The following is a 26896-nucleotide window of genomic DNA, read 5'->3' as shown; positions in this document are numbered from 1 at the left end:
CAGTCGTCAGCCGAGCTCTCCGGTCGCCAGATCGGCGGCACGAATCACGATGTCTCGCAGGAAGACATGTTCGGGATCGCGGTCGTACACCGGGTGCCACCACATTGCCTCGACCAGTTCGCCGACGTCGACCGGGCACGGCATCGTGCGGACTCCCGAGTTGAGGGGGAGGAGCCGTACCAACTTCTCCTGCAGCAGCGCGATTCGGTTGCTGCCCGCGACGAGGCCGGGAACGGTCAGAAAGTTCTCCGTCACGACTTGGACTTTCGGCTCGATGCCGAGCATGCGGAGTTGGCGATCGGCCGGGGTCGCCGCCGTCTGTCCGTGGAACACCACGACCCACGGCGACGACCTGAGGTCGTCGACGGTCACCTCGGCGGTCGCACTCTCGTTGTCTGCCGATACGACCATCACCCACCGATCGCGGTAGAGATCCCGGTGCGGAAGGTCGGTCACGAAGCCATGCGGCACGAGTATCAAGTCGGTGCCGACCAGCGTATGTTCGGCGCGGGCAACGAGATCCGGGTTGGTCGGCTGGAACCGGAGTCGTGCATGGGGCGCGGCCTCGGCGAAGAGTCCGGCAAGCGTGTCGCCCAGTACGGTGATTCCGTAATCGCTGACCAACACCGCGAACTCACGCGTCGATTCGGCGGGATCGAATTCCGGTTGGGCGGCGAAGACTCGTTCGACACCGTCGAGCGCGAGGCCGGCGCGCTGCCGGAGCTCTGCCGCGAGCGGAGTCAGGTGGTACTCGTTGCCGACGCGATAGAGAAGTTCGTCGTTGAAGTGGCGCCGTAGGCGAGCCAACGCGGCCGACAATGCGGGCTGACTCAAGCTCAGTTGCTGTGCTGCTCGGGTCACGCTCTTCTGTTGGAGAAGGGCATCGAGCGACACCAGCAGGTTGAGGTCGAGGTTCGCTACGCTGATGACCTTCCGCACCGAACGAGCATAGTCCGACAACGCTGCCTCGAACCGGGAGGAACGCCTCTGAAACTCTTTACACAGGGAAGTTCACGCCGGTGAGCGCTTCCGAGATCGACCACAGTCGCCGAGCTCTGCGGTCGTCCCGGGCTGCGACGTCGGGTACTTCGACGGCTGGCGCGCCGCGGATGCCACGCCGCCGCGGCCCGAGGAATTCGCCCCCTCGGAGTGTGGGGTCGGTCGCGGCGCGGCAGCTGGGCAGAGCCCCCATCGCGGTCGTGTGCAGCATCGGCGCGAGGACGCGGAACAGCGCTTTCTCGCGCCGAGAGGCGTTGCGGGAGAGATCGCTCCGTGCGAGACCTGGATGGGCAGCGACCGCGATGGTGTTCGTGCCGGACAATCGCCTGGTCAACTCTTGTGTGAACAGCAGGTTCGCGAGCTTCGACTCGCCGTATACCGTCCATGGGTCGTAGTCGTGGTCGCGGCGGAGGTCGTCGAAGTCGATGTCCTCGACCTGTCGGTGCGCGAGTGCGCTGACCGTCACGACGCGAGACCCGGGTGTGTCGAGCATCGACGGGAGCAGCAACCCGGTCAATGCGAAGTGGCCGAGATGGTTCGTGCCGAAGATCCGCTCGAGACCGTCCTCGGTGAGAGAGCGGGGGGAGTGGGCGATCCCGGCGTTGTTCACCAGAACGCTCACCCGCGGATGGTCGGCCGTGAGCTGCTCGGCCGCTGCGCGTATCGAGGCCAGCGAACTCAGGTCGAGCCGTTGGACCGAGACGGCGGCCATCGGATGCCGTGCGCGTACACGCGTGGCTGCCGAACGGCCCCTCGCCTCGTCGCGGACGGCGAGCACCACATGTGCCCCGCGACCGGCCAGCGCCGAGGCGGTCTCGTATCCGATGCCTGTGTTCGATCCCGTCACGACGACGGTCCGCCCACTCTGGTCGGGGGCGTCGTCGATGGTCCACGGGTGTCGATCCCGTGTAGGTGCCGCTCGCTTCATCAACGGCGGTAGCTCGACGGCCAGATCCCGTGACGACCCGGCGAGAGGATCCCGTGCGGATCGACTGCGTCCTTGATCTTTTCGGCGAACCGCCTGTAAGCGTGGTCGCCGAAGCCCATCTGCTCCTGCGCAAGATCCATGAAGCTGAGGTGCGCTCGGTACTCGCAGTAGCCCTGCTGCCCGAGCAGGCGCAGCAAGTGCTTGGCGGTGTCCAGCGCTGCCTCGACCTGGTTCGGATCGTCGCGTACGTAGAACACAGGCGTGACCACGGTGGCAGACCGGTCATTGGTGACGAAGATGGCGCAGGAGTAGTTCACCCCGGTCCGTGCCACCACCTCCGATCGGACCTGGCGCATGACTCCCGCGACCTCGGCCCCACGTAGCGGGACGACAGGGGAGAAGCCGACATGTCCGACGAAGTCGGGGAGAGCGTCGATGAAGTCACGGCACGGAATCCCACCGGAGAGTCGATCCATGAAGCCGGCCGACTCCAGCGTGTGCCAGTTCTCGGCGGTGTACGTCGCCAGGCGCGTGACCTTCCCGCCCTCGATCGCCGACCACGCCTGCCTGATCCTGCGTTCGTGCAGGTCGAGTGTGTCGGGGTCCGACCACAGCGCCGTCCGTACGCCCCACCGCCCGATTCCGGTCTCGTCCGCGAGTTCGTCCAGTTGCTCGTCGGACCATGTCGGGGCCACGAAGGGAGGAAATTTCCCTCGGTGCTCGGGGAAGTGCACCTCTCCCGCGGTGAGCATGTCCTGGATGTTGGGGACGCCGCGGAGAATGCCCTCCTGTCGGAGTTCGCGCACGATGTCGATGGCCTGGTCGAGTTGCTGATCTCGCGGAATGGACAGGTAGAACGGCGAATACGCTTTGGGGCGCTTCATCAGCCAGATACCCATGCGCGTGACGATGCCGTAGTTGGACTGCATGAAGAGTGGGTCGAGTACCGGTCCGAGACCACGCTTGTACGTGTGCCAGCTTCCGTTGCCCTGCTGGGCTCCCATTCCGGTCCGCAGGAGCGATCCGTCGGCGAGCACCACCTCCATGCCGCACTGCGCGGAGAAGTCGGATCCTGCCGGCATGAACGTGACACCGTTGTCCAAGGAGTTGCCGATCACCGATCCCCAGCCGATGTCCGGAACGGAGACCAACAGTTCGTCCCCGCGAGCGTGAAGTTCCTCGTACAGGTCGAACCATCGGACACCTGGCTCCACCACCGCATAGGCGAGTTCCGGTTCGATCTCGAGTACGCGGTTCATCTTCCTCAGCGAGATCAGTACCGAGCCGCGCACCTGCGCGGACGGGCCGCCGTAGCCGTTGTTCCTGCCCTGCGACGATGCCCAGACGGGAACGGAGTTCGCGTTCGCGATCCGCAGGAGGTCTTGAACCTGCTCGGTGGACTGCGGGAACACCACGAGAGACGAATCGTAGGTTCGGTCCTCGGGGAACCAGTACGGATCGCGGTAGTCGTCTCGCTCGGCCTGATCGATCGACGCGTTCTCTCGACCGACGACGGAGACCAACTGGTCCCGCACCGACTCGGACAGTACGAACGGGTCGGGAACCGGTGGGCCGCTGATCGGTTCGATGTCGGTGACGTGCAGGGTCATGGGTGTCCTCACGGTCGGTCGAGCAGAGGGATGATCGTCGTCAGATGGGGTAGTGCCGTGAACCCGATTGGATGGTGATCCACCGCAGGTCGGTGAATTCGTCCAGGGCCGCTCGGGATCCGAACCGACCCCAGCCGCTGGCGCCCACTCCGCCGAAGGGCATCTGAGCCTCGTCGTGGACCGTCGCTCCGTTGATGTGACAGATGCCGGACCGGATGCGCGAGGCGACGTCGAGTGCCGCCGCGGCGTCCCTCCCGAACACTGCTGAGGAGAGCCCGTACTCGGTGTCGTTGGCGACCGCGACGGCCTCGTCCACCGAGTCCACCTCGATGATCGACACGACCGGCCCGAAGGATTCCTCGTCGTAGATGCGCATGGCCGGCGTCACGCCGCGCACCACGGTCGGTGCGACGAACAGACCGTCCGCGGATCCGCCCGTCAGGATGTCGGCACCCTTGGCACGGGCGTCCTCGATCAGGGCGACGACGTGGTCGACGGCGGCGCTGTGCACCAGAGGGCCGACCTGTGACGCGGCGTCGGACGGTGGCCCGACCACCAATCTTCCCGCGCGTGCGGACAGCAGCGCGCAGAACTCGTCCGCGACGTCCCGCAGAACCACGATCCGCTCGGTCGACATGCAGATCTCGCCCTGGTTCATGAACGCCCCGAAGCTCGCGGCGGCGGCCGCCTCCTCGAGATCCGCGTCCGGCAGCACCAGGAACGGCGCCTTGCCCCCGAGTTCGAGGAGGACGCGCGTGAGGTGGCGGCCTCCGAGTTCACCGATGATGCGACCGACACGACTCGACCCGGTGAAGTTGACTCGCGTGACGTGCGGGTGAGCGACCAACGCTTCGACGATCGCGGGGCCGTCCTCCGGGGCGTTGCTGATCAGATTGACGACGCCCGTCGGGGCTCCCGCTTCGTGCAGGATCTCCACGATCGCCGCCTGGGTGCAGGGGGTCTGTTCGGAGGACTTGAGGACCACGGTGTTCCCCCACACGAGCGGCCAGACGACGGATCGCACGCCGAGAATGAGGGGGGCGTTCCAGGGCGCGATTCCGACGACGACACCCACGGGCTGACGCACCCCCAGTGCCGTCAGCCCCGGCACGTCCGACGGGATCACCTCGCCGACGGCCGAATATGCCTGAGCGGCGGCCTCGTCGAGCATGGTGGTGGCGACGTGCACATTGAACCTGCACCACGGCAGGGTCGCCCCCATTTCCCGACTCATCATCGCCACCAACTCGTCGGCGCGCTCGCGCATCAGGCGCGCTGCAGTCGACAGCACAGCCCGCCGCGCGCTCGGTGGCCGCGACGACCAGTCGGCGAACGCCTCCGCGGCGGCGGTGACGGCCTTGTCGACGTCCGCCACCGATGCCGCTGCCACGCGGGCGATGGGGGTGCCCGTCAGCGCCTCGACGGTGTCGAAACTACGGCCGCCCTCGGCGTCCACCTGTCGGCCGCCGATGAACAGGTGGGTCGTGCGCACTGCGACCTCGGTCAGAGTCATGACGATCGTGTACCTCCGTGAATTGCGGTCGCTGCCGCAGGATGTGGGTGTCGCAGCGGACGCTGCTGTCGAGATCCGTCCGGGATGTCAGGCCGGGGGCAGCCGCTTGGACTGCTGCATGTGAGCCACCCTCCATCCGTCGTCGGTGTTCCGCCAGATCCTGGTGACCACTTCCTCGATCGGGAACGGCGGCAGTTCCTCGTCGAACACGATGTGCATCTCCTGCAGGCACGACACGACGGCGTATTCACCTCGAACGGTCACCCTCGTGTCCCTGGCCCGTGCGACGACGGCGTGGCGGCGTCGGGACTGGAACTCGACGAAACTGTCGACGGGATCGATCTTGCCCACCGGCCCGTGGACGACGTGGCTGTCGTCGAGCATCAACGCGCGCAGTGCGTCGAACCCGATCGTCAGTGCGTGCAGCCACGCGCGCTCGGCCTCCAGAACGGAGGCGTCGACGTCGCGATCATGCGAAATGATGCTCATAGGTCCAACTCCAGAATCGTCGAATGTGATCGGGAAGTACAGGTCGCGAATTGTCCGAGCGCTCGTTCGCGGTCGGTGAGGACGTCGTCTCGATGGTCGGGCTCCCCGGCGAGCACGGTGACGATGCACTCCCCGCAGATTCCCTGCTGGCAGGAGTACGGTGCGTCGATTCCGTTGTCGATCAGGACGTCCAGCACGCTGTCCGTGGCCGGGACCACGAATTCCTCGCCGCTACGCGCCAACCGGACCACGAAGGCGTCGCCGGCCGCCGAGGCCGCTGCCGCCCACGACGGTGCGAAGCGTTCCATGTGGACGGACGACGGATCCCATCCGATGTTCGCCGCGGAGGTGATGACGAAGTCCATGAAACCGCCGGGACCGCACACGTACAGTGCCGTGTCGCTCCGAGGACTCCCCACGTCCGTCGTCACCGCCAGACGCCGGTCCGGTGGACCGTCGTCGAAGTGGAAGGTGACCCGTGGATCACCGTCCAGTTCATCGGCGAAGGCTGCGTCGTCGCGACTGCGTGCGCAGTAGTGCAACTCCCAGTCCGCGTCCACTGCACGCAGCGCGTACGACATCGCCAACAGAGGGGTGATGCCGACCCCTCCGGCGACGAGTACGTGGCGGCGAGCGTCGCCCGCGATGCCGAATCGGTTCCGCGGCGACGAGATCCGAACCAGATCACCCTTCGCCAACGCGTGCATACGCACCGACCCGCCTCGCGACGCGGGTTCGAGGAGGATGCCGAGGCGGTAGCGCGACCGATCGTGGGACGGTCCGCAGAGCGAGTACTGGCGAACGAGACCCAGTTCGTCGTCGACGAGTACATCGATATGTGCACCCGCCTCGAACTCCGGCAACTCCGCGCCGTCCGTCCGCACGAGATCCAGCACCTCGATGCGGTCGGTGGCCATTCTGCGGCTCTCGACGATGGTGTCGAGCCATTGGTCCGTCATGGGCGTTCGTCAGACTCCGACATCGGCAGCGGTACGTGACTTCTTCGTGCGCTCCGTCGGCTCGACGGCGAGCACGCCCGAGTCGACGTGTCGAACGAAGCTGTCGTCGTGCTCGATGTTCATCGGGTCCCGTCCTTCCTCCACGTCCTCGACCATGGCGAGCAGCATGCGGCGAAGCATGACCACACCCCGGTCCGCGGTGGCCAGAGTCTCCTCCGAGTGCAAGGTGATCGGCCCCTGCGAGCTCTGCGCCTCGGTGTCTCCCGGCGTCCGGTGCTTCTCGTCTTCGGTCATCTCGTAGTTCTGCTTCTCGTCCTGGGTGATGCCGAACGCGAACTCGTTCATCCGCTGCGGATCGGTCGACCGGATCGAGAAGAAGATCCGGTGGCTCGTGTCGTCGGACGGCACGACCCACATCACCTGGTCGTGCCGCACACCGGGCGAGACCCGCACGTAGTCGGGCAGACCGAACACGTTGGGAAGCTGCAGTTCGACCATGAATCCGAGGTCGGCTACGACGCCGGTGTCATCCGGTTGCTCGAACCGGTGGATGTACTTGAGGCCGTGTTCGGTGCGCTCGTACGTCACCCGATCGGCAATGGTGGGAGCGTGGAAGAACTGCTCCGGATAGCCGAAGGTTCCCGTTCCCAGCATCTGGAAGCCGCTGTGCGTGGAGTGGAGCCAGGTCACGTGGGTGGGATCCGCCGCATTCTCGTAGTTCTGCAGCCAGTTGAAGTCGCTCGGCATCCCCGTGATCGCTGCGTGTGGCACCGGCCAACTCGCGTAGTACTTCTCGCCGTCACCGAGGTCCTCCAGCGCGTCGAATCGTGGCAGTGCGGGCTTGCGATCGGGCGGACCCATGTAGACGAAGACGAGGCCGTAGCGCTCCTCGACCGGGTACCACGGCTGACGCACCTTCTCGCGCTTGAGTCCTCCGCCGGGTTCCAAGGCCTGATCGAGGCAGTGACCCTGGACGTCGAACTTCCAGCCGTGGTAACAGCAACGAATGCCGTCTTCCTCGATGCGGCCGTAGTGCAGGCTGGCCCCGCGGTGAGCACACCGCTCGAAGACGACACCCGGGCGCCCCTGACCGTCGCGGAACACGACCAGGTTCTCGCCGAGGACCCGGGTACGCTCCGGAAGTGCTCCGGCGACCAAGACCTCGGAGCTGGCGATCGGGTGCCAGTAGCGGCGCAAGGCTTCGCCCATCGGTGTGCCGGGGCCTACCTCCGTCAATCGTGCGTTGTGTGCGGGAATCGGTCGTCCGTAGCCGGTACCGGTGTCGGACGTGGCTGTGGTCATCGAATCGTCTCCTGATCGGTCGTGATGGTTGTAACTCTGAGCGACAACGGGTTCGACGGACGTGCGCTGTCCGTCGTGGAGGGCTCGGGTGGCTGCACGGGTCACCCCACCAATCCGCTGATCGAGTCGAGGGCGTCCCCGGCGATCGCCCCGTCCGTGATGTCGTCGGCCCCACCCACGCCTATCCCGCCGATGACCTCGCCGTCCGCGGTGACGATCGGAACTCCGCCGGCGACGGGGAGCAACTCCGCGTCGACGAGATGCACGGGCGAGTGCTGCATCGTGGGTGATGCCGCGAAGGCGGCGAACTGGGCGGTGGTCTTGCCGCTGACTGCGGACGTGTACGCCTTGCGGCGTGCGGTCTCCACACCGAGTACGCCCACACCGTCGTCTGCCAGCAGCGTCTTGATGATCCCGCTGCGGTTGACGACGACGACGCACACCGCCCGGCCGTCCTGCCGGGCGCGAGCGATGCCGTGTTCGGCAGCACCCGTGGCGATCTCGTAGGTGAGTGGTTCTCGCATGTCGATGTCCTCGGGTCGTGGGTGAAGGTGAATCCGTGAGTGGGGTCGTGTCGTCACGTCGAGGAAGTCGTGACCGTCGTGAACGGACCGCCGCCCATCAAGCTGCGTTCCTCGGGTGGGATGGGGTCGAGGCTCACTCGGACATCGATGCAGGTCGGCCTGCGGGACCGCAGCGCGGACTCGATGGCGGGCCGCAGTTCCGACAGCGTGTCGACGTCGATGCCGTCCGCGCCCAGCGCGCGTGCCACGGCACTGTACGAGCCGTTCGCCAGCCGGTTGTGCGTCACCCGATCCGTGCCGAACAGCCATTCCTGGGTGTGCAGCGTCGCACCCCAGGCTTGATTGTTCAGAACTATGACGACAACCGGGAGCCCGGCCCGAACCATCGAATCGAACTCTGCCAGTGAGTAACCCACGGCTCCGTCACCCGTGACGAGAACCGTCGCGCGCTCTCGGTTCGCGTACTGGGCACCGAGTGCGGTGCCCATCTGACATCCCATCGAACTGAGATAGCCGTGACCGAGGAAGTGCGACACGTTCGCCGACGCGATCGTCTCGGACAACCAGAGTTCGGTCAAGGCTCCGTCGACGACGATGACCGACTCGTCCGGGACCGTCATCGCTATCGTCCGCACCGCGAGGAACGGGTGGATGGCACCGGTGTGTGCTTCGGCCTCCGCCAGAAGAGTCGCGGTGTGCTCGTCGGTGGCCTGCTTCAGCCGCGCGAGCCAGGCCTTGCGTTGTGCAGGTGCGGCTCCCACACCGAGACGGTCGCCGAAGTGGGCGACGGTGGCCACCGGATCGGCCTGGATGCCCACCTCGACGTTCTGCAGTCGTCCCAGTTCCCGTCCGTCGGGATCGATCTGGAACACGCGAGCTCCCCGGGGCACCAGTTGTCCTGTCGCGAACCGCGTCGGAAGACCGAACCGCACTCCGAGCACGAGAACCATGTCCGGTCGGTCGTCCGGTGCGAGCGTTGCCAACGACTGTACGAGACCGACGTGCCAGTCCGAACCCGTGAGGGCGCCGAGTCCCTCGTAGTCCGAGACGAGTGGGATGCCGGCACGCGAGGCGAAATCGTGCAGCTGCGCGCGGGACTCCCGCGAGCCGAATGCGTTGCCGACGAGCGCCACCGGGCGTCGGGCCGTGCTCAGCGCGTCGAGAATGCGATCCGACATGTCGTTCGGTGCACACCCGTACCCGTCGATCACGGTGCGGTAGTTTTGCGTGTCCGTCGTCTCGACGGATTGTCTGAGCACGTCCCAGGGTATGTCGAGCAGGACGGGGCCCCGCGGTGTCGACTCGGCGGTGCGGATCGCCTGCGCCAGAACACGGGGGATCAAGTCGGCACGTGTCACTCGATGAGCGAACTTGGTCACCGGTGCCGCCATCGCGACCTGGTCGAACCCGGCCTGCTGGTCATTGACCAGGTCGGTCGCCAGTGGTCCGGATCCCGTGATGTACAACATCGGAGTTCGATCGAGGTGGGCGTTGGTGATGGAGGTCAGCACGTTGGTGAAGCCGCCGCCCGCGGTGACGACCGCGACCCCCATCTCTCCCGTGACTCGTGCGTATCCCTCCGCCGCATGTCCTGCGTTCATCTCGTGGCGGACGTCGACGATGTCGAGGTCCTCGTCAAGGGCGGCCTGGAAGATCCCGTCCACATGCGCGCCGTTCAAGCTGAACAGCACGGACACGCCTGCGTCGAGGAGACCTCGAACCACGAGTTCGCTGCCGGTTGCCGATGTCATCGGGAAGCCTTTCGAAGGATGGATCACGAGGTGCCGAGTGGGAAGGCCGGAGGCCGGTCGGCATCCGCTGAGAATGTGTGTCGTGCAACGGCATCGACGGGGTCGTATCCGTAGATCCACCCGTTGTCCGTGAGGGGATCGCCGGCCGCATAGGCATCGTCACGTGCCCGCTGCTCCACGCCGTCGGGCAGGTGGTTGACCAGTGAGCGACCGTGCGACACGTGCTGCATTCGCGTGGTCCGCGGTCGGCGGATCGCTTCGTACGCTTCGAGAGAGGACTGGACGTCGGGGCGGTGCTCGGAGAGGCACAGCGCGAGAACGGCAGCGTCCTCGATGGCCTGCGCGGCTCCCTGCGCGAAGAACGGAAACATCGGGTGCGCCGCGTCGCCGAGCATCGTCGCGTTGCCGCGATTCCATCCGTCCAGGGGTTCGCGATCGAGGAGAGCCCACCGGCCAGGGGTGCCGGCCGCTTCGATCAGCCTCGACAACCTCGGATCCCATCCCTCGAACTCCGCGACCAGTTCCTCCGTCGAGGCCGTCGCGCTCCACGACTCGACGGTGGCGGCGCTGGTGGGCGCGAAGGCCACGACGTTGACGAACTCACCGCTCGAGACCGGGTAGTGCACGAGGTGGCGGTCCGGGCCCACCCACAGCGTCTGCGCGGCGCGCGTCGCGAACTCCGGTGCGTGGGAGGCCGGGACGAGCGCACGGAAAGCGCAGATCCCCGACTCGCGTGCGGGATGGTCTCCGGCTATGGATCGTCGGACGACGGAATGCACACCGTCCGCTCCGACGAGCAGCCCGGGACGTATCCGATCGCCGTTCTCGAACGTCACCACGGCGTCCTCGCCGTCGAACGACACGGACGTGGCGCGCATCCCGAGCCGAACGGACGACTCCGGTACAGCCGACCGCAGAGCGTCGAGCAGGTCTGCTCGGTGAGCGGTGTAGGTGTGTTCGCCGTAGAGGTCCCGGCAGGCCGATTCCAGATCTTCGGACGACAACACCGACCCGTCCTGCCACCGACGGAACTCCCAGCCGACGTCGAGCCTCACGGCGCGGGTGAGCAGTCCTTCCAGCACTCCCAGCCCGCGCAGCAGCCGTCCCGCGTTCGGTGCGACCACCAGGCCGGCGCCGATCTCGGTCAACGCCCGCGCCTGCTCGTACACGATCGGCGCGAAGCCCTGTGCGCGGAGCGACGCGGCTGCCGCGAGGCCGCCGATGCCACCGCCGACGATGGCGATGTCGATACTGTCCGATCCCATGATCTGTTGAGCTCCTTGAGAGTTCGGTGATTGCCGAGGCGAGTGTCGACAGGATCAGCATCCGGTCGGGACGAAGTTCTGGGAACAGCAGTGTTCGTTCAACGGATATCCGTACAGTGGTCCGATACCGGAGCCGAGGGGGACCAATGTCGCGTACGAGCGAGCCGGGACGAAGCGTCGCATCGCGTCTGTCCGACATACTGTTCGCATTCGACTACGAGCACACCGAGCTCACCTTGTCCGACATCGTGCGCCGAACCGGACTCCCGCATGCCACTGCGCGCAGACTTGCTCTCGAGCTTGCCGAAGTGGGCGCACTCGAGCGCGGAGCCGACAACATGTTCCGTATCGGCTTGTCGCTGTGGCGTCTGGGCACCCTGGCGCCTAATGCGGAGATGCTCAGGACCACGGCACAACCTTTCGTCGAGGACCTGAGTGCGACACTGCACCAACATGTTCAACTGGCGGTGCTGCAGGGTGACCGGGCAGTGGTGATCGAACGCCTGTCCGGACCGAACGCGATCGAACTCGAGTCGCAGGTCGGCGGTCTTCTTCCGCTTCATTGCTCGGGTGTGGGCAAGGTGTTGCTCGGTCACAGCAGCCCCGCCTTCATCGACACCGTTCTGGGAGGGACACTGCGGCGTTACACAGCACGAACGATCGTCGACCCGGACGTGTTGCGTAAGGAGTTGGCGTACTGCCGCGCGACGGGGACCGTCGTGGTCCGTGAAGAGCTCAGTGACGGCGCCGATTCCGTGGCGACGCGAATCATCGACCAGCGCGGGGTGGTCGTGGCCGCTCTGTCGGTCGTGGTCTCGGCCGGGTCGGTCAAGCATCAGGCGGTTGTGCCACAACTCGTCTCGAGCGGCATCGGTATCTCACGTGCCCTGGGATGGCGGCCGGGGGTCGCGATTCGTTCCCACTCTTCCGAACCGGTCGATTCCGACAAGACGAGGTGACGATCGGACGCGCCGTTCTCGATCCGGGCGGCGTTCACATGACGGGTTGGCGCCGCGACAACTGCTGGAATCCCAACTTCCACCCGTCGGGGGTGTCGAACCAGACCCTGGTCACGCCGGCCTGGATCAGGAACGGAGTCAGTTCCGCATCCATCCGAACCCGCATTCTCTGGTGACACGAGACGATGGCGACTCCCGGATGCTCGACCACGAGGACATCGCTCGTCTCGGCCTCGACGATGGCGCCCATGGACGCGTTGTATTCGAGGAACTCCTCCCGTCCGTGAATATGGCCGACGGGTCCGTGGACCACGGTGCACTCGTCGAGCATCAGCTCGCGCTGGTCGTCGGTTCCCTCCTGAATTGCCCGGAGCCAGGCTTCTTCGGCGCCGTCGATCGTTCGGGCGTATGTCATCACGGTCATGTCTGTTCCTGTCGATGGGTCGAGGGTGCGGGCCCACACAGAGAAGCCCATGCACGCGTTCGCCGAGCCTCGATGTTCGTTGAACGAACAGTCGATGCGATATCGGATGGCGACGCAGAACACTGGCTCGGACAGATGACCCAGGCAGTGGAGGAGTTCGAGTGAGTAACAGACTGGCCGGCAGAACCGCCGTGATCACCGGTGGTACGACAGGAATCGGCCAGGCGATAGCCGTGAAGCTCGCATCGGAGGGAGCCGACATCGCGGTGGCGGACCTCGACGACGCCTCGGATACCCGCAAGCTCGTCGAGGCGGAGGGCACGCGCTTCGTCAGCGGCCGGGTCGACATCTCGACGGAGGACGAGATCGACTCCTTCGCACAGACGGTGCGCGAGACTTTCGGTGGTGTCGACATCGTGGTCAACAATGCCGCGGTCGTTCTCATGGGCGACTTCGAGCACGTCACCTTCGCCGAGTGGCGAAAAACGTTCGCGGTCAACGTCGACGGTGCCTTCCTGACGACCAAGGCTTTTCTTCCCGACCTGATGCGATCGGTCGCGGGACGCATCATCAACATCTCGTCGTCGAGTTACTGGACTCCGCCTCCGCCGTTCGTGTCGTACGTCTCGGCGAAGGGCGCGCTGAACGGTTTCACCTCGGCCCTGTCCGCAAGCCTGGGGCCGCACGGGATCACGGCCAACAGCATCGCTCCGAGTCTGGTGCGGACGGCGTCCTCCGTGAGCAAGACGAACGAGTCGTTCTTCGAGAACAGTGTCCGGCTGCAGGACGTCAAACGGACTCAACTGCCGGACGACGTCACCGGTACCGTCGCCTTCCTGGCATCCGACGACGCCGAGTTCGTGACCGGGCAGATCCTCGTCGTCGATGGGGGCAGCACCCGGCGGTGATCGGCCGACCGTCACCATCGACTCTCGCGCCCGAGTCCGGCTCGCACATTGTCTCAGCGCCCCCGCTACATCGACAACGCGGGCGCTCCGGGGATACTGCCGCCCGACCGTGTTGTGGCGGGCCGGAACTCGAAGAGCTCGAGCTGATACCCCACCGATCGGTCGCCGCAGAGGTCTGCCAGCGCCGCGGCGAGGGTCGCGTGGAACTCGTCGACGATCCGCTGCAGAACCGTCTCGTCCCGTCCGCCCGCCACCTTGACGCGTACATGCACGTATCCGGTATCCCCGCCCGCGACGTCGTCGGCGACGCGAAACGTGTCGACCACCGTCGCGAACGTTCGGATCCCCCAGTCGGGGAACACGTTCAGACGCTGCGCCGTGGAGTGCAAAGCATCGACCAGGGCTGTGACATCCACCCGGTCGGCGAGGTTTCTCGTGTACTCGATCGAGATGTGCGGCATGGATGTGCTCCCTCGTTCGCGTCGGCGACCTCGACCATGACGTTCCGGCGCGTACGCCCGTACTCATCCTCATGCCCGGACGGTGCCGGTGCAACGGCAGCTTCGTGGCCGTGATCATGCGTCCGCTGCATGACGCCCGACGAGGAATGGGCACCGAAAAGTACCCCATTGTCACGTTCGTAGTGACGCACGTAACGTTGACAACCGATCGTTCATCACTGTCGAAAGGTGTTCACATGCAATCAGATTCGGTACTCGCCGACCGCGAATCGCTCACGGTGGATCCGCTCTTCTCCCCGGTGACGCTGGGATCCACGACGGTCCGGAACAGGTTCTTCCTGCCGGCGATGCAGCGAGGCTCTCGCGGCTACCGGCCCACCGCCGGGATGGCGTCCACACTCCGAGCCACGGCGGAACAGGGGCCGGGGCTGATCATCACGGAGGGCGCCGCCCCCGAACATCCCGCGGGCTACTGGCAACCTGCCTTCAGCATTCTGGGGCGTGGGACCGCCGACGACTGGGGACATGTGGTGCGCGAGGTGACGAGCACCGGTGACGTCGTGGTGCTGATGCAGCTGTGGCACCCGGGTGCGTTGCGGCTCGTCGTGGACGGCATCGAGAACCCGTATCCGCATCACCCCGCATGGAGCCCATCGGGCCTGATCCAGGAGGGACGGCACAACGGGGTGGCCATGACCGCGCAGGACCTCGAGGACACGAAGAACGCCTACGTGGACAGTGCCGTCATCGCCAGGAGTCTCGGTGCGCACGGGATCGAACTGCACTGCGCACACGGCTATCTGCTCGACCTCTTCCTGTGGCACGAGACGAACGTGCGCACCGACGAGTACGGCGGTGACACGCTGGTCGAGCGTGCGTCGTATCCCGCGGAGATCTTCGCGGCGATACGGGCTGCGACGGGGCCGGACTTCATCATCTCGGTTCGGTTCTCACAGTGGAAGGAAGTGGACTACGGCGCGAAGATCGCACAACATCCGGACGATCTCGGACCCTTCCTCGACCGCCTGGAGCGTGCCGGCGCGAACGTCTTCCACATCTCCGCGCGGCGCTTCGACGCACCGGGGTGGCCCGAACTGGACACCCGGAGAAGTGTCGCGGCGTGGGTGAAGGACATGACGAGTCTGCCGGTGATGACGATCGGAAGCGTCGGGCTGTCCACCGATCTGGCGAGCGACGTCTTCGACGACAAGGAACCGCTCTTGCAGGTGGAGGAGGACATCGTCCGCGTGCGTCACGGCCTCGACCGGGGTGACTTCGACCTGATCGGTGTCGGACGTGCCCAGATATCGAATCCTGATTTCGTGGATCGGGTGCGGCGGGGCGACTACGATGGGCTCCGCGAGTTCCGGAAGTACCGCGATCTCGCCGAGGCCTACGAAAGCTATTCGCACGAGGGGCAATTGGTCGACCAGTCCCGCAAGGGGGACTGACTCCCCGGACTCACCCTCGGCCCCTCGGCCCGGATGCCTCGGCCACGTCAGGAACGGACGGCTCATGACGGCAGACTCCGCCGCACGCGACACCACGTCGGTGGATCTGGTCATGAACGACATCATGGTCGTCCTTCGTGGTGTTCCCGCCGCCTCCGAGGGCGCCGAGGATCTGTGCCGGCACCTGGCGTGCCTGCTCGCGGAATTCGATCGGAACAAGGCCGCCCCGGTCGTCGGCGTCGTCGGACACGTCGGGAACTACTGGAGGAACTGGCTTCTCGTGATCTCGCGGGTCGGTCCCCTCCGGCCGTCGGCCATGCGTCGGTTGCTCGACACGCTCGATCCGACCCACCCCCTGTCGCAGAAGATGCTCACCCACAACCTCCGGGTGCTGGAACGAGACGGGATGTACGAGCGGAGGGTGGTCGCGGACGTCCGAAAGCACGTCGAGTACAGCCTCACCCCCATGGGTCGCGAACTGTCCGACCTGATCATGACGCTCGTCGAGTGGGCGCTCCTCCACACCGACCGCATCCAGGAGGCACGCGTGCTGTTCGACGCCGCCACCGGTGCCGGTACGCCCGGGAACGACTCCACCCACCGCGTCTGATCGCGGTGGGTGGACGTGGGCTCGACCGGTCCGCCCGGCCGCAGGGTGCCGGGCGACGCACGGTCAGTGCTCGTAGGTGTCGAGGTCTCGGTCCTTGCTCTCGCGGCTGAGGCCGATGAACACCGCGCTGACGAGTGTCAGCCCGATCATGTACAGCCCGACGAGGTACGTGGATCCGCTCGCGGCGGCCTGCAGCGACACCAGGATGACCGGCGTGAAGCCGGCTCCCAACAATGTCGCGGCCTGATACCCGAGCGACGCACCGGTGTAGCGTGCCGACGTGCCGAACTGCTCCGCGATGTAGGCGGCCATCGGGCCGAACGTCGCGGACTGCACGATGGAGAAGCCGAGAACGAAGGCCACGGTCACCAGGAACGCATTCCCGGAGGACAGCAGCGCGAGGACCGGGAAGACGAGCAGCGCGAAGGCGCCGAGACCGGCGAGCATGACCGGTCTGCGTCCGACCCGATCGGACAGGCGCGCGAACCCGAGCAGCGCGAAGATCGCCACGAACTGGCAGACGGCGAACCCGAGCAGCACATCGGATCTGGGCACACCCGACTTCGTCGCATGGCCGATGGCGAAGGTCGCGAACATGATCTGGATGGCGACGCCGGCCATGCACCCGCCGGCGACGAGGACCAGGTTCCGCGGTCGGCGCAGGATGCTCTTGATCGGTGCGGTCCGACGGTCGTCCGAAGACTGTACTGCGCTGCGTTGCAACGCTTCCGTGAAGACTGGGCTCTCGGACACCCGGCTGCGCACGAAGAGGCCGACGACGAGAAGCACCGCCGAGAGCAGAAACGGGATGCGCCATCCCCACGTGAGGAAATCGTCCTCCGGGAGGAGTGCGACGACGGTGAGGGCGAGCGTGCCCAACAGCGACCCGGTGGGAGCCCCGGCATTGGTGAACGCGGCGGCGAAGCCGCGGCCGCGTCCCCCGACGTGCTCGAGCGACATCAGGGTTGCGCCGCCCCATTCCCCGCCGATGGCGATTCCCTGCAGAACCCGGAGCAGGATCAGGATGACCGCCGCCCAGGATCCGATGGCGGAGGCAGGAGGTACCAGGCCGATGAGGAACGAGGCGGCGCCCATCACGGTCATCGACACCAGCAGCATGGACTTGCGGCCGTGCCGGTCTCCGAAGTGACCGAAGATCATGCCGCCCAACGGTCGTGCCAGGTAGCCCGCGGCGAAGGTGCCGAGCGAGGCGATGGTGCCGGCGACGGGGGAGAGGTCGGAGAAGAAGACGGGCGCGAAGACGATCGCGGCCGACGTCGCGTACAGCAGGAAGTCGTAGTACTCGATGGTGCTGCCGAGGTAGCTCGACAACACCACTCGCCTGATCTCGCGCCGTCGCGTATCCGTCGGCGGCGGCGCGGACGGCGAGTGCGTCGCGGCGCGCGGCCGTAGTGGTGTCGGCTCCACTGGTGTGCTCATGATCGGTGGTCGTCCCCCGTCGTGTCTGCGAATCGAAGTAGTCTGTGTGCGAATCGAAGTGGTGCCCACCGGGGTCGGCCGTCGATGCGGACGACCGACCCCGCCGGGAGTGCGTGGGTCACGCCACGGTGGCCTCGATCTTGTCGTAGCGCACCTCGCGGACGCGCTCCATGACGGTGGCCAGCGGTTCCGGCTCACGTCCGGTGATCTGCTCGACGTGGCGGCTCTGCAGGGCCTGGTACCCCTGCGCGACAGCTACTTCCGCGGACACGAGTTCATCGCTCGCCCACAGGTGGCCGTCGGGGCTCGGGGGCATGGTCGGATCGTAGGTGCGGGGAATGCCGACCGCGTCGAAGAACGCCAGACGGTCGTCCTCGGAGACCGGCGTGTACTCGATGGGCGAGGAGTGCACGTGCGAGGCGAGGGCGGCGATCTGGTGAAAGTTGAGAAGTTCGGGACCCGTGATCTCGTAGATCCGGCCGGCGTGCGCCGCCGGATTCATCAGACACGCTGCCGCCGAGCGTGCGACGTCCTCCTTCGCGACGGGCGCAAGGTAGCCGTCACCGGTGGCCTGCGACAGGATGCCCGAGGGGACCGCGGGAGCGACGAGGATGTTGCTGACGATCTCTGCGTACAGCGCGTTGCGGAGGAATGTGTACGCGATGCCGGAGTCGCGCAGATCCTGCTCGGTCTGACAGTGATCGATGGCCGAGAGCGCAGGATTGCCCGGCTGCACCCCGCCGACCGAGGTGTAGACGATGTGTTCCACGCCGGCGTGCTGTGCTGCGGCGATCGCGCCGCGGTGCTCGGACACCCGGCGTCCGAGGTTGAGGCCACTGATCAGAAAGAGGACGTCGCCGCCCTCGTATGCCTGTCGGACGGTCTCGGGGTACGCGTAGTCGCTGTGCCTGATCTGCACGGTGTCCGAGGCCAGATCTGCCAGCTTCTCCGGGGTCCGGGTCGTCAGGATCAGTTCCCGGTCGGGGTCCTCGTCGAGGAGTAGACGCGTCACTCTCCGCCCCAGATCGCCCGATGCTCCGCTGATGATGGTTCGACTCATGTGTGCTCCTCGTGGTGTACGGCCCGCCGGCATCTCCGCGCCGACTGTGACGTGCGCTACATACCAACACCGTCACCGGCTGTGGTCCACAGCCAGAATCGTCGGGAAGGCCATGCGTCCGCGGCATCGCGCACTCGATGTGTCCGGTGTATGGACCCGGGTAACTTTGCGACATTGTGAGAACGTGACGGCCGTCTCATGATGGACGAGTCCGACGTGATCGAGGCCACCGAAGCCCGAACGACGTCCTCGAGGGAAAGAGACACGACCATGACTCAGCTTGCCGACACCGATTTCTCCGACCTGCACACCCTGCAGGTCTCCGACGCGGACCTGGTGGCGCGGGCGACCGCGCTGATTCCCCTCATCCGTGAACACGCGGCCGACGCGACGAAGAATCGCAAGGTCTCTCCCGAGGTGATCGACGCGATCGCCGCAGCAGGGCTCTTCCACGTGATGGTTCCCGAGCGACTCGGGGGCCACGGTTCCTCATTCAAGACGGCGTGCGACGTCGTCGCCGAACTGGCACGGGGCGACGGTTCGACAGGATGGGTCACGGCACTGACCCTGATCGCCACCGCGTATGCAAGCACCTTCACCGAGCAGACCCAGCAGGACATCTTCGGTCCGAATCCGGGTGCGCGAATCTGCGGGATCTTCTCCCCGGGCGACAAGAGCGAGAAGGTCGAGGGCGGCTACCTGGTCAGCGGACGCTGGCCCTACGCCTCGGGCTCGTTCGCCGCACAGTGGGCCAGCATCACCATCACCCTGGAGGGTGGTGTCCCCGGGATGGCGCTGATCCCTGCCGAGGCGTTCACCATCGAGCCGTCCTGGTTCGTGGCGGGAATGCAGGGAACGGGCAGCGACACGATCGTGGTCAAGGATCACTTCCTCCCCGAGTACCGGGTCCAGGCGGTTCCGGACATGTTCGCCTCGAAGTTCCGCTCGCCCTTCACCGAGGACACCATCGCGTCAATGCCGTTCAACGCCGTCGCGGCCGGAATCCTCGTCGCCCCCCAGATCGGCCTGGGCCGCCACGCCCTGGAACTGACCCGCGAGAAGCTGCCGAAGAAGCCGGTCGCCTACACCGCGTACGCGCAGGCCAAGGACTCGCCGACCCATCAGCTGAACGTCGCGCGTGCGGCCACCAAACTGCACCTCGCGGAGCTGTTGATCGACTCGATCGCCGCCGAGATCGACGGCGCGGCCGAGAAGGGTGTGCTGCCGGACCCCGAGGCCCTCGCGCGTGTGCGCAACGACACGGGTGTCGTCGCCGAGTTGATCAACGAGGAGATCGACTACCTGCTGACGGCCAACGGCGCGGGCTCGTTCGCCGACGCGAACGTCCTCGGGCGCATCTGGCGTGACAGCGAGACCGCTGCTCGCCACGCTCTGGTGACGCCCGAGATCGGCCGCGAGGCCTACGGCCGTCAACTCCTCGAGAACAACGATCGGACCATCGGGCTCTGAGATGACGGTCATGACGAACGACGACGCGTCGGTGACCCTCGGTCCGGAGGAATATCGCCGGGTCATGGGCCACATCCCGACATCCGTGTCGATCATCACCGCGCGGACACCTGCGGGGCCGGCGGGCATGACGGTGGGCACGTTCACCTCGGTCTCGCTGGAACCGCGTCTGGTCGCGTTCTACGTCGACCTCGCATCCACGACGTGGCCGGTCATCGCCGAGGCGGCACACTTCGGGATCAACGTCCTCGGTGCGCAGTCGCGGGAGATGTGCCGAGCGTTCTCGCGACGTGGCGAGGACAGGTTCGCCGGTGTGGACTGGCGATCCTCGACCCGCGGTGTGCCACTGCTCGAGGGCGCGACCGTCACGGTGGAGTGCGCGCCGTATCGAGTGGACAGGATCGGTGACCATCTGCACGTGGTCGGCAAGGTACTCGAGATCGTCAAGTGTGACTCGGCGGAACCGCTCATCTTCCTGCGCGGCGGTTTCGTCGACATGCCGGCGATCGCCGAGCGGGGGCTTCCGTGATCGCCGAGCACGTCACCCTGACCGTCCGGCCGGGCGCCGGCGACGACCTGAGGGCAGCATTCGAGAGCATCCGGAGCATCCTGCTCGCTGCGGAGGGGTGTTCGGAGGCCACGCTGTCCCGCAGCGTCGACCGCGACGACACGTTCCTTCTGCGCGCCGTCTGGAACCGCCTGGAGGATCACACCGACGTGTTCGCGGCCTCGTCCGCGGGCGCGCAGGTCCGCGAGCTGATCCAACCTCTGTGTGCCGCCGTGCCGGAGGTCGTTCACTACGAGACCTGACCCCCGCGCAAGTTTCACCATCTGGCACCCCTTCCATACTTCACAGCTATGGGAAGGGTGCCAGATTCATATTTGTCAGATGGCCGGACCAGGGAGACACTGTGAAGTACGACATAGTTCGCGCTCCGGCCCCGCCGGAGTCACCCGAACTCCGACCCGAGAAGAGGTATCCCATGATCGACGTCAAGGTCGACTTCGCGCGGTGCGACGCGAACGGCACGTGTGCCGCTCTGATGCCCGACGTGTTCCGGATCGCCGACAACGGGCTGCTCGAGCAGCTCGCCGACACGGTCCCGGACGACCGGGACCAGGACCTCGACGAGGTCATCCTCTGCTGCCCGATGGGAGCGATCTCGCGCGCATGAGTACTTTTCACGCCTTCGACCCCTTCGCTCCGGACTCCCCGGCGCACACCGGGGGAGCCACCGACAGCGGCGCTGTCGTGCACGGTGACTACGGCTATGCGGTCCTGGACTTCGCCACCGCCACCGAGGTGCTCCGCGACAGCCGCTTCGTCAACGCGGCCCTGACCCTCATGGAACAGTTCGGCATCACCGACGGCCCCGTGCACGACTTCCGCGCCAACAGCCTGATCATGGCGGACGGCCCGCGGCACATGCGATTGCGGACCCCGCTCGCGCGCTTCATGGGCCCGTCGACCGTCGAGGACATTCGCTCCGTACTGCGCGACATCATCGCCGAGATCGACCCCGCCACAGGCGCACCGGGTCCGATCGACTTCCATGCCGCCGTCGATCAGAAGATCCCGGCACGCGTGTACTGCCACCTGGCCGGCGCACCCGCAGCGGACGCTCCTCGAGTCGCGAGCCTGTCGGCACGCACTCTGGCTCTGCTGCAACGTGATCCGAGTCTGACATCCTCGATTCTCGAGGCGTACGACGAACTGTTCGACTATCTCCGGGAGCTCATCGCGCGCAAGCGGCGAGACGGCCTCGGAGACGACATGCTCTCGTTCCTCATCCGCCAGGAAGATCTCGGCAAGCTGACCTCGGAGGAGCTCCTGAGTGAGGCGACCGCGATGCTGGAGGCCAGTTCCGTCAACACCGCGCATCAGACGGGCCTCGTCGTGTGGACGCTGCTGCGCGACCGAGCCGCCTGGGCGAGGTTGATCGCGGACAGGTCACTGATCCCGGCCGCGGTCGTGGAGGCGTGCAGGCTCTATCCGCGTCCCGGCATCGTCAGCAAGATCGCCTCGGTCGACATCGATCTCGCGGGCACCACGATTCCCGCCGGCTCGGACGTACACGTGGCCGTCTGGTCCGCCAACCGGGACCCCGAGCGATTCGCCGATCCGAACACGCTCGACCTCGACCGCGAAGCGAGTCCGCCTCTCACGTTCAGCACGGGTCTCCACGGATGCCTGGGGCAGAGCCTCGCCAAGGTGGAGATGGAGGAGGTCGTGCGGTACCTCATCGAGCACCATCCCGACGCGGTGGTCGTGGACGAGGGAACCGAGATCGGCCACGGCGGTGGTCGGTGGTTGGTCGGCTCGCTGGCTGTGGATCTCGATCCGGTCACCGCGTCATGACCGACCACACGCGTTCACTCACCGAACGGCTCGCGGCCCACTGGGCCGGCACGAGCTTCGACGATCTCGCGGTCGATGTCGTGGCGGGGATCAAGGACCACATCCTCGACACACTCGCGATCGGACTCGTCGGCAGCGTCACCCCCGAGGTGCAGGGAGTGATCCGGGCGCTCGAACGATTCACCCCGACGAACGCCGGGTCGACGGTGTGGGGCACCGGCCTACGACTGACTCCCGCGCAGGCGGCGCTCGTGAACGGGACCTCGGCGCACGCTCGGGACTTCGACGACGGAGGCGGAGCCGGACACGCGGGATCGACCGTCCTCCCCGCGGCGATCGCGGCCGCCGAGAGCGCCGGAGCCGACGGACGTGCCCTCCTCACGGCCACCGTCGCGGGGTACGACGTGGGCTACCGCGCTCTGCAGGCCCTCGGCGGATTCGCGCTGCACACCGACCGCGGGTGGCACTCGAGCGGCACCATGGGTTCGCTCGCCGCCGCTGCCGCCGCGGCGACGTGTCTCGGCGCCGACGAGGCCGAGTACACGAACGCGCTCGGGATCGCCGGGTCGTTCACCGGAGGGGTGTGGGCGTTCATCGACGACGGCGCGATGAGCAAGCGGGTGCACCCCGGTAAGGCGGGGGAGACGGGCGTCGACGCGGCGATCCTCGCCGTGGGCGGCGTGACCGGCCCGCATCGACTCTTCGAAGCCCCGTGGGGCGGACTCTTCTCGCTGTACGCGGGAGGTGAGGACGGCACCGAGCGCGCACTGGCGGGGCTCGGAACGGACCTCAACGTCGCAACGTCCTACATCAAGCCGTACGCGTGCTGCCGAGGCTCCCACTCGGCGGTGGACACGGTGAAGGATCTCGTCGCCGCGCGGTCGCTGACCCCCGACGACGTCGAGGCCGTCGTGATCACGGCGGGCACCACGGCAGTGAACATGTTGTCCGTGTACCCGATCGACACGGTGTTCGACGCCCAGTTCAGCCTGCCCTATGCGGTGTCCCTCGCTCTGTGCGGACGTCCGCTGGGACTGGCAGATTACGACCCCCCACGACTGACCGATCCGCAGATCGCCGCGACTTTCGCGAAGATCTCGATGGTCGTCGACGACACGATCGAGATCGAGGACGGCCCTCGACTCGAGCTGCGGCTGCGCAGCGGCGAGGTCGTGACCGTCGACGCGGGCAATCCCACCTTCGCGTTCGGGTCGTCGAAGAACCCGATGAGTCACGCCGACGTCGTGGCGAAGGCCACACTCCTGCTCGAGCCCTTCGGCGGCGATGTCGCGGAACGTCTGGTCGACGCCGTGGAGTCGCTCGACGAGGCGCCCGATCTGTCCGAGCTCCTGTCCGTCCTGGCCGCCGAAAGGGTGCCCACATCATGACCTCGCCCGATTTCGAAGAGCGCACCGAAGTCATCTCGGCCGAACCGGTCGAGTCGATGGCCGCCCTGCTGGACATCGACGTACCGCACGGTCTCGGCGACACCGTGCCCCCCGTCTGGCACTGGCTGTACCTGCTGCCGCGCGACAACCAACGTGACCTGGGGGAGGACGGCCATCCGGTCACCGGGATACCGGCTCCCCCCGCCGGGGGGCGTCGCCGGATGTTCGGTGGCGGGCGGGTGACCACCTTCGGGAGTCTTCGCATCGGTGAGCCGGCGACCAAGGTGACTTCGATCGCGAAGTCCGTCGACAAGGTGGGTCGTACGGGCCCGCTAACGCTCACCACGGTGCTGCAGGAGATCTCGCAGGGAGGGCGCATCGTCGTCCGCGAGGAGCAGGACATCGTGTACCGGGCGGGTGGGTCCGCCCCGCTCCCCACGCCGGCGCCCGCGCAGGAGCCGGTCACCGGTCCGACTCTGTCGTTGGACGTGGACGCGACGCTGCTGTTCCGGTTCTCCGCCCTCACCTACAACGCCCACCGCATCCACTACGACCTCGACTGGTGTCGCCGTGAAGGCTACGACGGACTGGTGATTCACGGACCGCTCCTGGCCTTCATGATGGCCGAGCACATGCGTCGCAGTGGACTGTCGTTGCAGGACAGGACGTTCGGCTACCGGCTGGTGTCGCCCATGACCCGTCCACAGGCGTTCACGGTGGTACCCGGAGAGGACGGGCTCGACAAGGGTGCCGCCGCCCGCAGCGCGGCCGGCATCGTCTGCGCGACGAGCACGGTGACCGAGGTGGGTCCGCGATGAGTACCGACGTACTCGTGGTCGGCGGCTCGGTGGCCGCCGTCCGTGCCGCGGAGGCCATCGCACGGCACGCCCCCGACCTCGCGATCACCGTTCTGAGCGACGAGGAGCATCCGCCCTACGAACGCCCCCCGCTGTCCAAGGTCGGGTTGCGTGACGACCTGGATCTGGCCGCGCTGACCTACCCGTCGGTGGCGGATCTGCGAGGGCGGGGAGTGGAGTTCCGACTCGGCACACGCGCCACGGCCCTCGATGTCGGGGGACGCAGCGTGGAGGTCGTGGACGGGTCGGGGAGGGCGAGCGAGATCGAGTACGGTGCGGTCGTCGTCACGACCGGGTGTGAACCGATCGTCCCACCACTGTTCCGGGATCTGCCGGATGTGTACTCGCTGAGGCGATTCCAGGATGCGGCGGCCCTTCGGCACGCGGTGTCCGATCGCACCCGGTCGGTGGCGGTGATCGGTGCGGGCTTCATCGGTGGTGAGTTCGCCGCCACCCTGGCGAAGGACGGACGTGCTGTCACCATCGTCGATCTGGCCGAGAAGCCGCTCGGCCGCTTCGGTGATCGAGTCGCAGCGGACTACGCGGCGCTGCATCGTGATTCGGGTGTCGGCCTGCAGCTGGGCGACGGCGTGGTGGGGTTCGAGAACACCGCGGAGGGCCGCGTGCTGCGTCTCGGCAGCGGTGCCACCGTGCCCGCGGACGTCGTTCTGCTCGGGATCGGGGTACGGCCCTCGACGGAGTGGCTGGCGTCCTCTGGGGTCGTCCTGAACAACGGTATCGAATGCGATGCTCATCTGCGCGCTGCCGACCGCGTCTATGCGGCCGGTGACGTCGTACGGTGGCCCAACGCCCGGTTCGGCAGCACGATGCGCATCGAGCACTGGACGAACGCGGCCGAGCAGGGGCGCATCGCGGGCATCAATGCCGCCAACAGCGTGACGGGGGCCGATCCGGTGGTCTGCGCCACCGTTCCGTACTTCTGGTCCGATCAGCACGGCACGCGAATCCAGTTCTCCGGCTTCCTCTCCGGTGACGAGGAGATAGTGGAGAGCCCGGGACAGGACGGATCGCTCTACGTCTACCGGTCGGGCGACGTCGTTGCCGGAGTGCTGGCGTTCGAACGTCGAGCCGAGTTCGTCAAGATCCGTGCCCTGTTGAGACGGGAGACGTCATGGGAGACGGTTCAGTCCATGCTTCCGCTCGCGTCCAGTCCCGTGGCCTGACCGGACGCGGTGACACCGCCGCGTCCGTGGGCGACGAGGGTGTCGAGGAACCGGCCCGCGACCGGCGTGATCACGCCGTCGAGTCGCCGCACCACGCCGAGCGGGAGGTCCGGCCACCCGTCCTCGACAGCCACCGCACGCACGCCCGAATGCCGCTCGGCCATCTCCCGACTCAGCACGGACACACCGACACCCGCTGCGACGAGGGTCGCCGCGGTCTCCACCGTGGGCACGGACACCACGGACGTCGGGCTGCCGCCGGCTGTCGCGAAGCGGTCGTCGAGCAACCGGGACAGGCTCCGTGCACCCGGCACCCTGGTGGGCAGGATCCATCGTTCGTCGCGCAGGTCGGCGAGCGAGACCTCGCCGCGATCGGCCAGGCGCGAGGACGGCGGAACGACCAGGGTCAGGGTCGAACGTGCGATGACGGTCGTCGAGAACGCGACGTCGTTGACGGTGGGCAGCGGTTCCTCGGGCAGAACGGGGATCACGGCCAGGTCGAGATATCCGTCGGCGACGTTCTCGAGCAGCGTCCGAGGGTTGGCATCGGCCAATTCCAGTGTGATGCGCGGATGTTCGGCGAGGAAGTGCGCCACCGCAGCGCCGACGACGTGCGACAGGCCGAGGGGTTCGGCGCCGATGCGGAGTTCCCCGTCGAGACCGAGACCCATCGAGCGAAGTGCCGACGCGATGCGCCTCTCCTCGGCGACCAACCGTCTGCCCGCACTCTGGAGGTACCGGCCGGCGTCCGTGAGCGCGATTCCGCGGGCGTGCCGCTCGAACAGTCGGACGTCGAGCTCGGACTCAAGCTTGGTCATGGCGCTGCTCAGCGGCGGCTGCGACAGGTGCAGCGCCCTCGCGGCCTCGGTGATGGACCCGGCTTCGGCGACGGCAAGAAAATACTTGACACTCCGGATGTCCATGCGCCGAGTGTATGGCAACCACGAGGCAATGGCATTGGCCTTCCGAAGCCCCGTGCAGGATC

Annotated in this window: 27 protein-coding genes; 12 read left to right on the top strand and 15 right to left on the bottom strand. The window is 66.8% G+C overall.

Going from position 1 to position 26896, the window contains the following annotated elements; all coding sequences use genetic code 11:
* Nucleotides 1–6 precede the first annotated feature (6 nt).
* From HQ306_RS06055 to HQ306_RS06010, 10 genes are all read right to left on the bottom strand, one after another.
* Nucleotides 7–939, bottom strand: coding sequence for a LysR family transcriptional regulator (locus HQ306_RS06055; protein ID WP_222628263.1), 933 nt, complete (start codon nucleotides 937–939; stop codon nucleotides 7–9).
* Nucleotides 940–997: 58 nt separating this feature from the next.
* The gene (locus HQ306_RS06050; protein ID WP_222628261.1) at nucleotides 998–1927 is read right to left on the bottom strand and encodes an oxidoreductase; all 930 of its coding nucleotides are present in this window, start codon (nucleotides 1925–1927) and stop codon (nucleotides 998–1000) included.
* Nucleotides 1927–3537, bottom strand: coding sequence for an FAD-binding oxidoreductase (locus HQ306_RS06045; protein WP_222628258.1), 1611 nt, complete (start codon nucleotides 3535–3537; stop codon nucleotides 1927–1929). The genes HQ306_RS06050 and HQ306_RS06045 overlap by 1 nt, the downstream gene beginning before the upstream one ends.
* 40 nt (nucleotides 3538–3577) lie before the next feature.
* Complete coding sequence (locus tag HQ306_RS06040) at nucleotides 3578–5050, bottom strand: aldehyde dehydrogenase (RefSeq protein WP_222628256.1); 1473 nt, start codon at nucleotides 5048–5050, stop codon at nucleotides 3578–3580.
* 87 nt (nucleotides 5051–5137) lie between these two features.
* Nucleotides 5138–5539 (bottom strand): nuclear transport factor 2 family protein, encoded by a 402-nt coding sequence (locus HQ306_RS06035; RefSeq protein WP_222628254.1) that lies wholly within the window; start codon nucleotides 5537–5539, stop codon nucleotides 5138–5140.
* Nucleotides 5536–6498, bottom strand: coding sequence for a PDR/VanB family oxidoreductase (locus tag HQ306_RS06030; RefSeq protein WP_222628252.1), 963 nt, complete (start codon nucleotides 6496–6498; stop codon nucleotides 5536–5538). The genes HQ306_RS06035 and HQ306_RS06030 overlap by 4 nt, the downstream gene beginning before the upstream one ends.
* A 9-nt stretch (nucleotides 6499–6507) precedes the next feature.
* A complete protein-coding gene (locus HQ306_RS06025) occupies nucleotides 6508–7800 on the bottom strand; it encodes a Rieske 2Fe-2S domain-containing protein (protein WP_222628250.1) in 1293 nt (430 codons plus the stop codon).
* A gap of 101 nt (nucleotides 7801–7901) precedes the next feature.
* On the bottom strand, nucleotides 7902–8324 hold the full coding sequence (locus HQ306_RS06020) for a heme-binding protein (RefSeq protein WP_222628248.1): 423 nt from the start codon (nucleotides 8322–8324) through the stop codon (nucleotides 7902–7904).
* Between the two features lie 53 nt (nucleotides 8325–8377).
* The gene (locus tag HQ306_RS06015) at nucleotides 8378–10075 is read right to left on the bottom strand and encodes a thiamine pyrophosphate-binding protein (RefSeq protein ID WP_222628246.1); all 1698 of its coding nucleotides are present in this window, start codon (nucleotides 10073–10075) and stop codon (nucleotides 8378–8380) included.
* 23 nt (nucleotides 10076–10098) lie between these two features.
* Complete coding sequence (locus HQ306_RS06010) at nucleotides 10099–11340, bottom strand: FAD-dependent monooxygenase (RefSeq protein ID WP_222628244.1); 1242 nt, start codon at nucleotides 11338–11340, stop codon at nucleotides 10099–10101.
* A 146-nt stretch (nucleotides 11341–11486) separates the two neighbouring features.
* On the opposite strand from HQ306_RS06010, the gene HQ306_RS06005 reads away from it, so the two are divergent.
* Nucleotides 11487–12299, top strand: coding sequence for an IclR family transcriptional regulator (locus tag HQ306_RS06005; protein ID WP_222628237.1), 813 nt, complete (start codon nucleotides 11487–11489; stop codon nucleotides 12297–12299).
* Between the two features lie 34 nt (nucleotides 12300–12333).
* On the opposite strand, the gene HQ306_RS06000 is transcribed toward HQ306_RS06005, so the two are convergent.
* The gene (locus HQ306_RS06000) at nucleotides 12334–12723 is read right to left on the bottom strand and encodes a nuclear transport factor 2 family protein (protein WP_222628235.1); all 390 of its coding nucleotides are present in this window, start codon (nucleotides 12721–12723) and stop codon (nucleotides 12334–12336) included.
* A gap of 161 nt (nucleotides 12724–12884) precedes the next feature.
* On the opposite strand from HQ306_RS06000, the gene HQ306_RS05995 reads away from it, so the two are divergent.
* Nucleotides 12885–13631 carry an SDR family NAD(P)-dependent oxidoreductase gene (locus HQ306_RS05995; RefSeq protein WP_222628233.1) on the top strand — a complete coding sequence of 249 codons (747 nt, stop codon included), beginning with the start codon at nucleotides 12885–12887 and terminating at the stop codon, nucleotides 13629–13631.
* Between the two features lie 65 nt (nucleotides 13632–13696).
* Here the strand turns inward: HQ306_RS05995 and HQ306_RS05990 are convergent, their stop codons facing one another.
* Complete coding sequence (locus HQ306_RS05990; protein ID WP_222628232.1) at nucleotides 13697–14092, bottom strand: 5-carboxymethyl-2-hydroxymuconate Delta-isomerase; 396 nt, start codon at nucleotides 14090–14092, stop codon at nucleotides 13697–13699.
* 236 nt (nucleotides 14093–14328) lie between these two features.
* On the opposite strand from HQ306_RS05990, the gene HQ306_RS05985 reads away from it, so the two are divergent.
* Both HQ306_RS05985 and HQ306_RS05980 read left to right on the top strand, forming a co-directional pair.
* Nucleotides 14329–15543 (top strand): 12-oxophytodienoate reductase, encoded by a 1215-nt coding sequence (locus HQ306_RS05985; protein WP_222628230.1) that lies wholly within the window; start codon nucleotides 14329–14331, stop codon nucleotides 15541–15543.
* Nucleotides 15544–15607: 64 nt separating this feature from the next.
* Entirely contained in the window at nucleotides 15608–16153 is a 546-nt protein-coding gene (locus tag HQ306_RS05980) for a helix-turn-helix domain-containing protein (protein WP_261770266.1), read from the top strand.
* Between the two features lie 63 nt (nucleotides 16154–16216).
* On the opposite strand, the gene HQ306_RS05975 is transcribed toward HQ306_RS05980, so the two are convergent.
* The gene (locus HQ306_RS05975) at nucleotides 16217–17593 is read right to left on the bottom strand and encodes an MFS transporter (RefSeq protein ID WP_222628228.1); all 1377 of its coding nucleotides are present in this window, start codon (nucleotides 17591–17593) and stop codon (nucleotides 16217–16219) included.
* Nucleotides 17594–17711: 118 nt separating this feature from the next.
* Nucleotides 17712–18653: an SDR family oxidoreductase gene (locus HQ306_RS05970; RefSeq protein ID WP_222628226.1), complete on the bottom strand. Its 942-nt coding sequence runs from the start codon at nucleotides 18651–18653 to the stop codon at nucleotides 17712–17714.
* 270 nt (nucleotides 18654–18923) lie between these two features.
* On the opposite strand from HQ306_RS05970, the gene HQ306_RS05965 reads away from it, so the two are divergent.
* From HQ306_RS05965 to HQ306_RS05930, 8 genes are all read left to right on the top strand, one after another.
* Nucleotides 18924–20123 carry an acyl-CoA dehydrogenase family protein gene (locus HQ306_RS05965; RefSeq protein WP_222628224.1) on the top strand — a complete coding sequence of 400 codons (1200 nt, stop codon included), beginning with the start codon at nucleotides 18924–18926 and terminating at the stop codon, nucleotides 20121–20123.
* Between the two features lie 10 nt (nucleotides 20124–20133).
* Nucleotides 20134–20652: a flavin reductase family protein gene (locus HQ306_RS05960; RefSeq protein ID WP_261770265.1), complete on the top strand. Its 519-nt coding sequence runs from the start codon at nucleotides 20134–20136 to the stop codon at nucleotides 20650–20652.
* The gene (locus HQ306_RS05955; RefSeq protein ID WP_222628220.1) at nucleotides 20649–20933 is read left to right on the top strand and encodes an antibiotic biosynthesis monooxygenase family protein; all 285 of its coding nucleotides are present in this window, start codon (nucleotides 20649–20651) and stop codon (nucleotides 20931–20933) included. The genes HQ306_RS05960 and HQ306_RS05955 overlap by 4 nt, the downstream gene beginning before the upstream one ends.
* A gap of 173 nt (nucleotides 20934–21106) precedes the next feature.
* Nucleotides 21107–21298 (top strand): ferredoxin, encoded by a 192-nt coding sequence (locus tag HQ306_RS05950; protein ID WP_222628219.1) that lies wholly within the window; start codon nucleotides 21107–21109, stop codon nucleotides 21296–21298.
* The gene (locus HQ306_RS05945; RefSeq protein WP_222628217.1) at nucleotides 21295–22482 is read left to right on the top strand and encodes a cytochrome P450; all 1188 of its coding nucleotides are present in this window, start codon (nucleotides 21295–21297) and stop codon (nucleotides 22480–22482) included. Before HQ306_RS05950 ends, HQ306_RS05945 begins: the two co-directional genes overlap by 4 nt.
* Complete coding sequence (locus HQ306_RS05940) at nucleotides 22479–23870, top strand: MmgE/PrpD family protein (RefSeq protein ID WP_222628215.1); 1392 nt, start codon at nucleotides 22479–22481, stop codon at nucleotides 23868–23870. The genes HQ306_RS05945 and HQ306_RS05940 overlap by 4 nt, the downstream gene beginning before the upstream one ends.
* Entirely contained in the window at nucleotides 23867–24688 is an 822-nt protein-coding gene (locus HQ306_RS05935; RefSeq protein WP_222628213.1) for a mesaconyl-C4 CoA hydratase, read from the top strand. The genes HQ306_RS05940 and HQ306_RS05935 overlap by 4 nt, the downstream gene beginning before the upstream one ends.
* Nucleotides 24685–25911 carry an NAD(P)/FAD-dependent oxidoreductase gene (locus tag HQ306_RS05930; protein WP_222628211.1) on the top strand — a complete coding sequence of 409 codons (1227 nt, stop codon included), beginning with the start codon at nucleotides 24685–24687 and terminating at the stop codon, nucleotides 25909–25911. Before HQ306_RS05935 ends, HQ306_RS05930 begins: the two co-directional genes overlap by 4 nt.
* On the opposite strand, the gene HQ306_RS05925 is transcribed toward HQ306_RS05930, so the two are convergent.
* Nucleotides 25872–26834, bottom strand: a complete 963-nt coding sequence (locus tag HQ306_RS05925; protein ID WP_222628210.1) for a LysR family transcriptional regulator — start codon at nucleotides 26832–26834, stop codon at nucleotides 25872–25874. The genes HQ306_RS05930 and HQ306_RS05925 overlap by 40 nt on opposite strands.
* Between the last annotated feature and the right edge of the window lie 62 nt (nucleotides 26835–26896).

The sequence above is a fragment of the Rhodococcus sp. BP-160 genome (assembly GCF_019836205.1).
Lineage (GTDB): Bacteria > Actinomycetota > Actinomycetes > Mycobacteriales > Mycobacteriaceae > Rhodococcoides.
The sequence above is the reverse complement of the archived record's forward strand: the minus strand, read 5'-3'. Positions and strand labels throughout refer to the sequence as shown.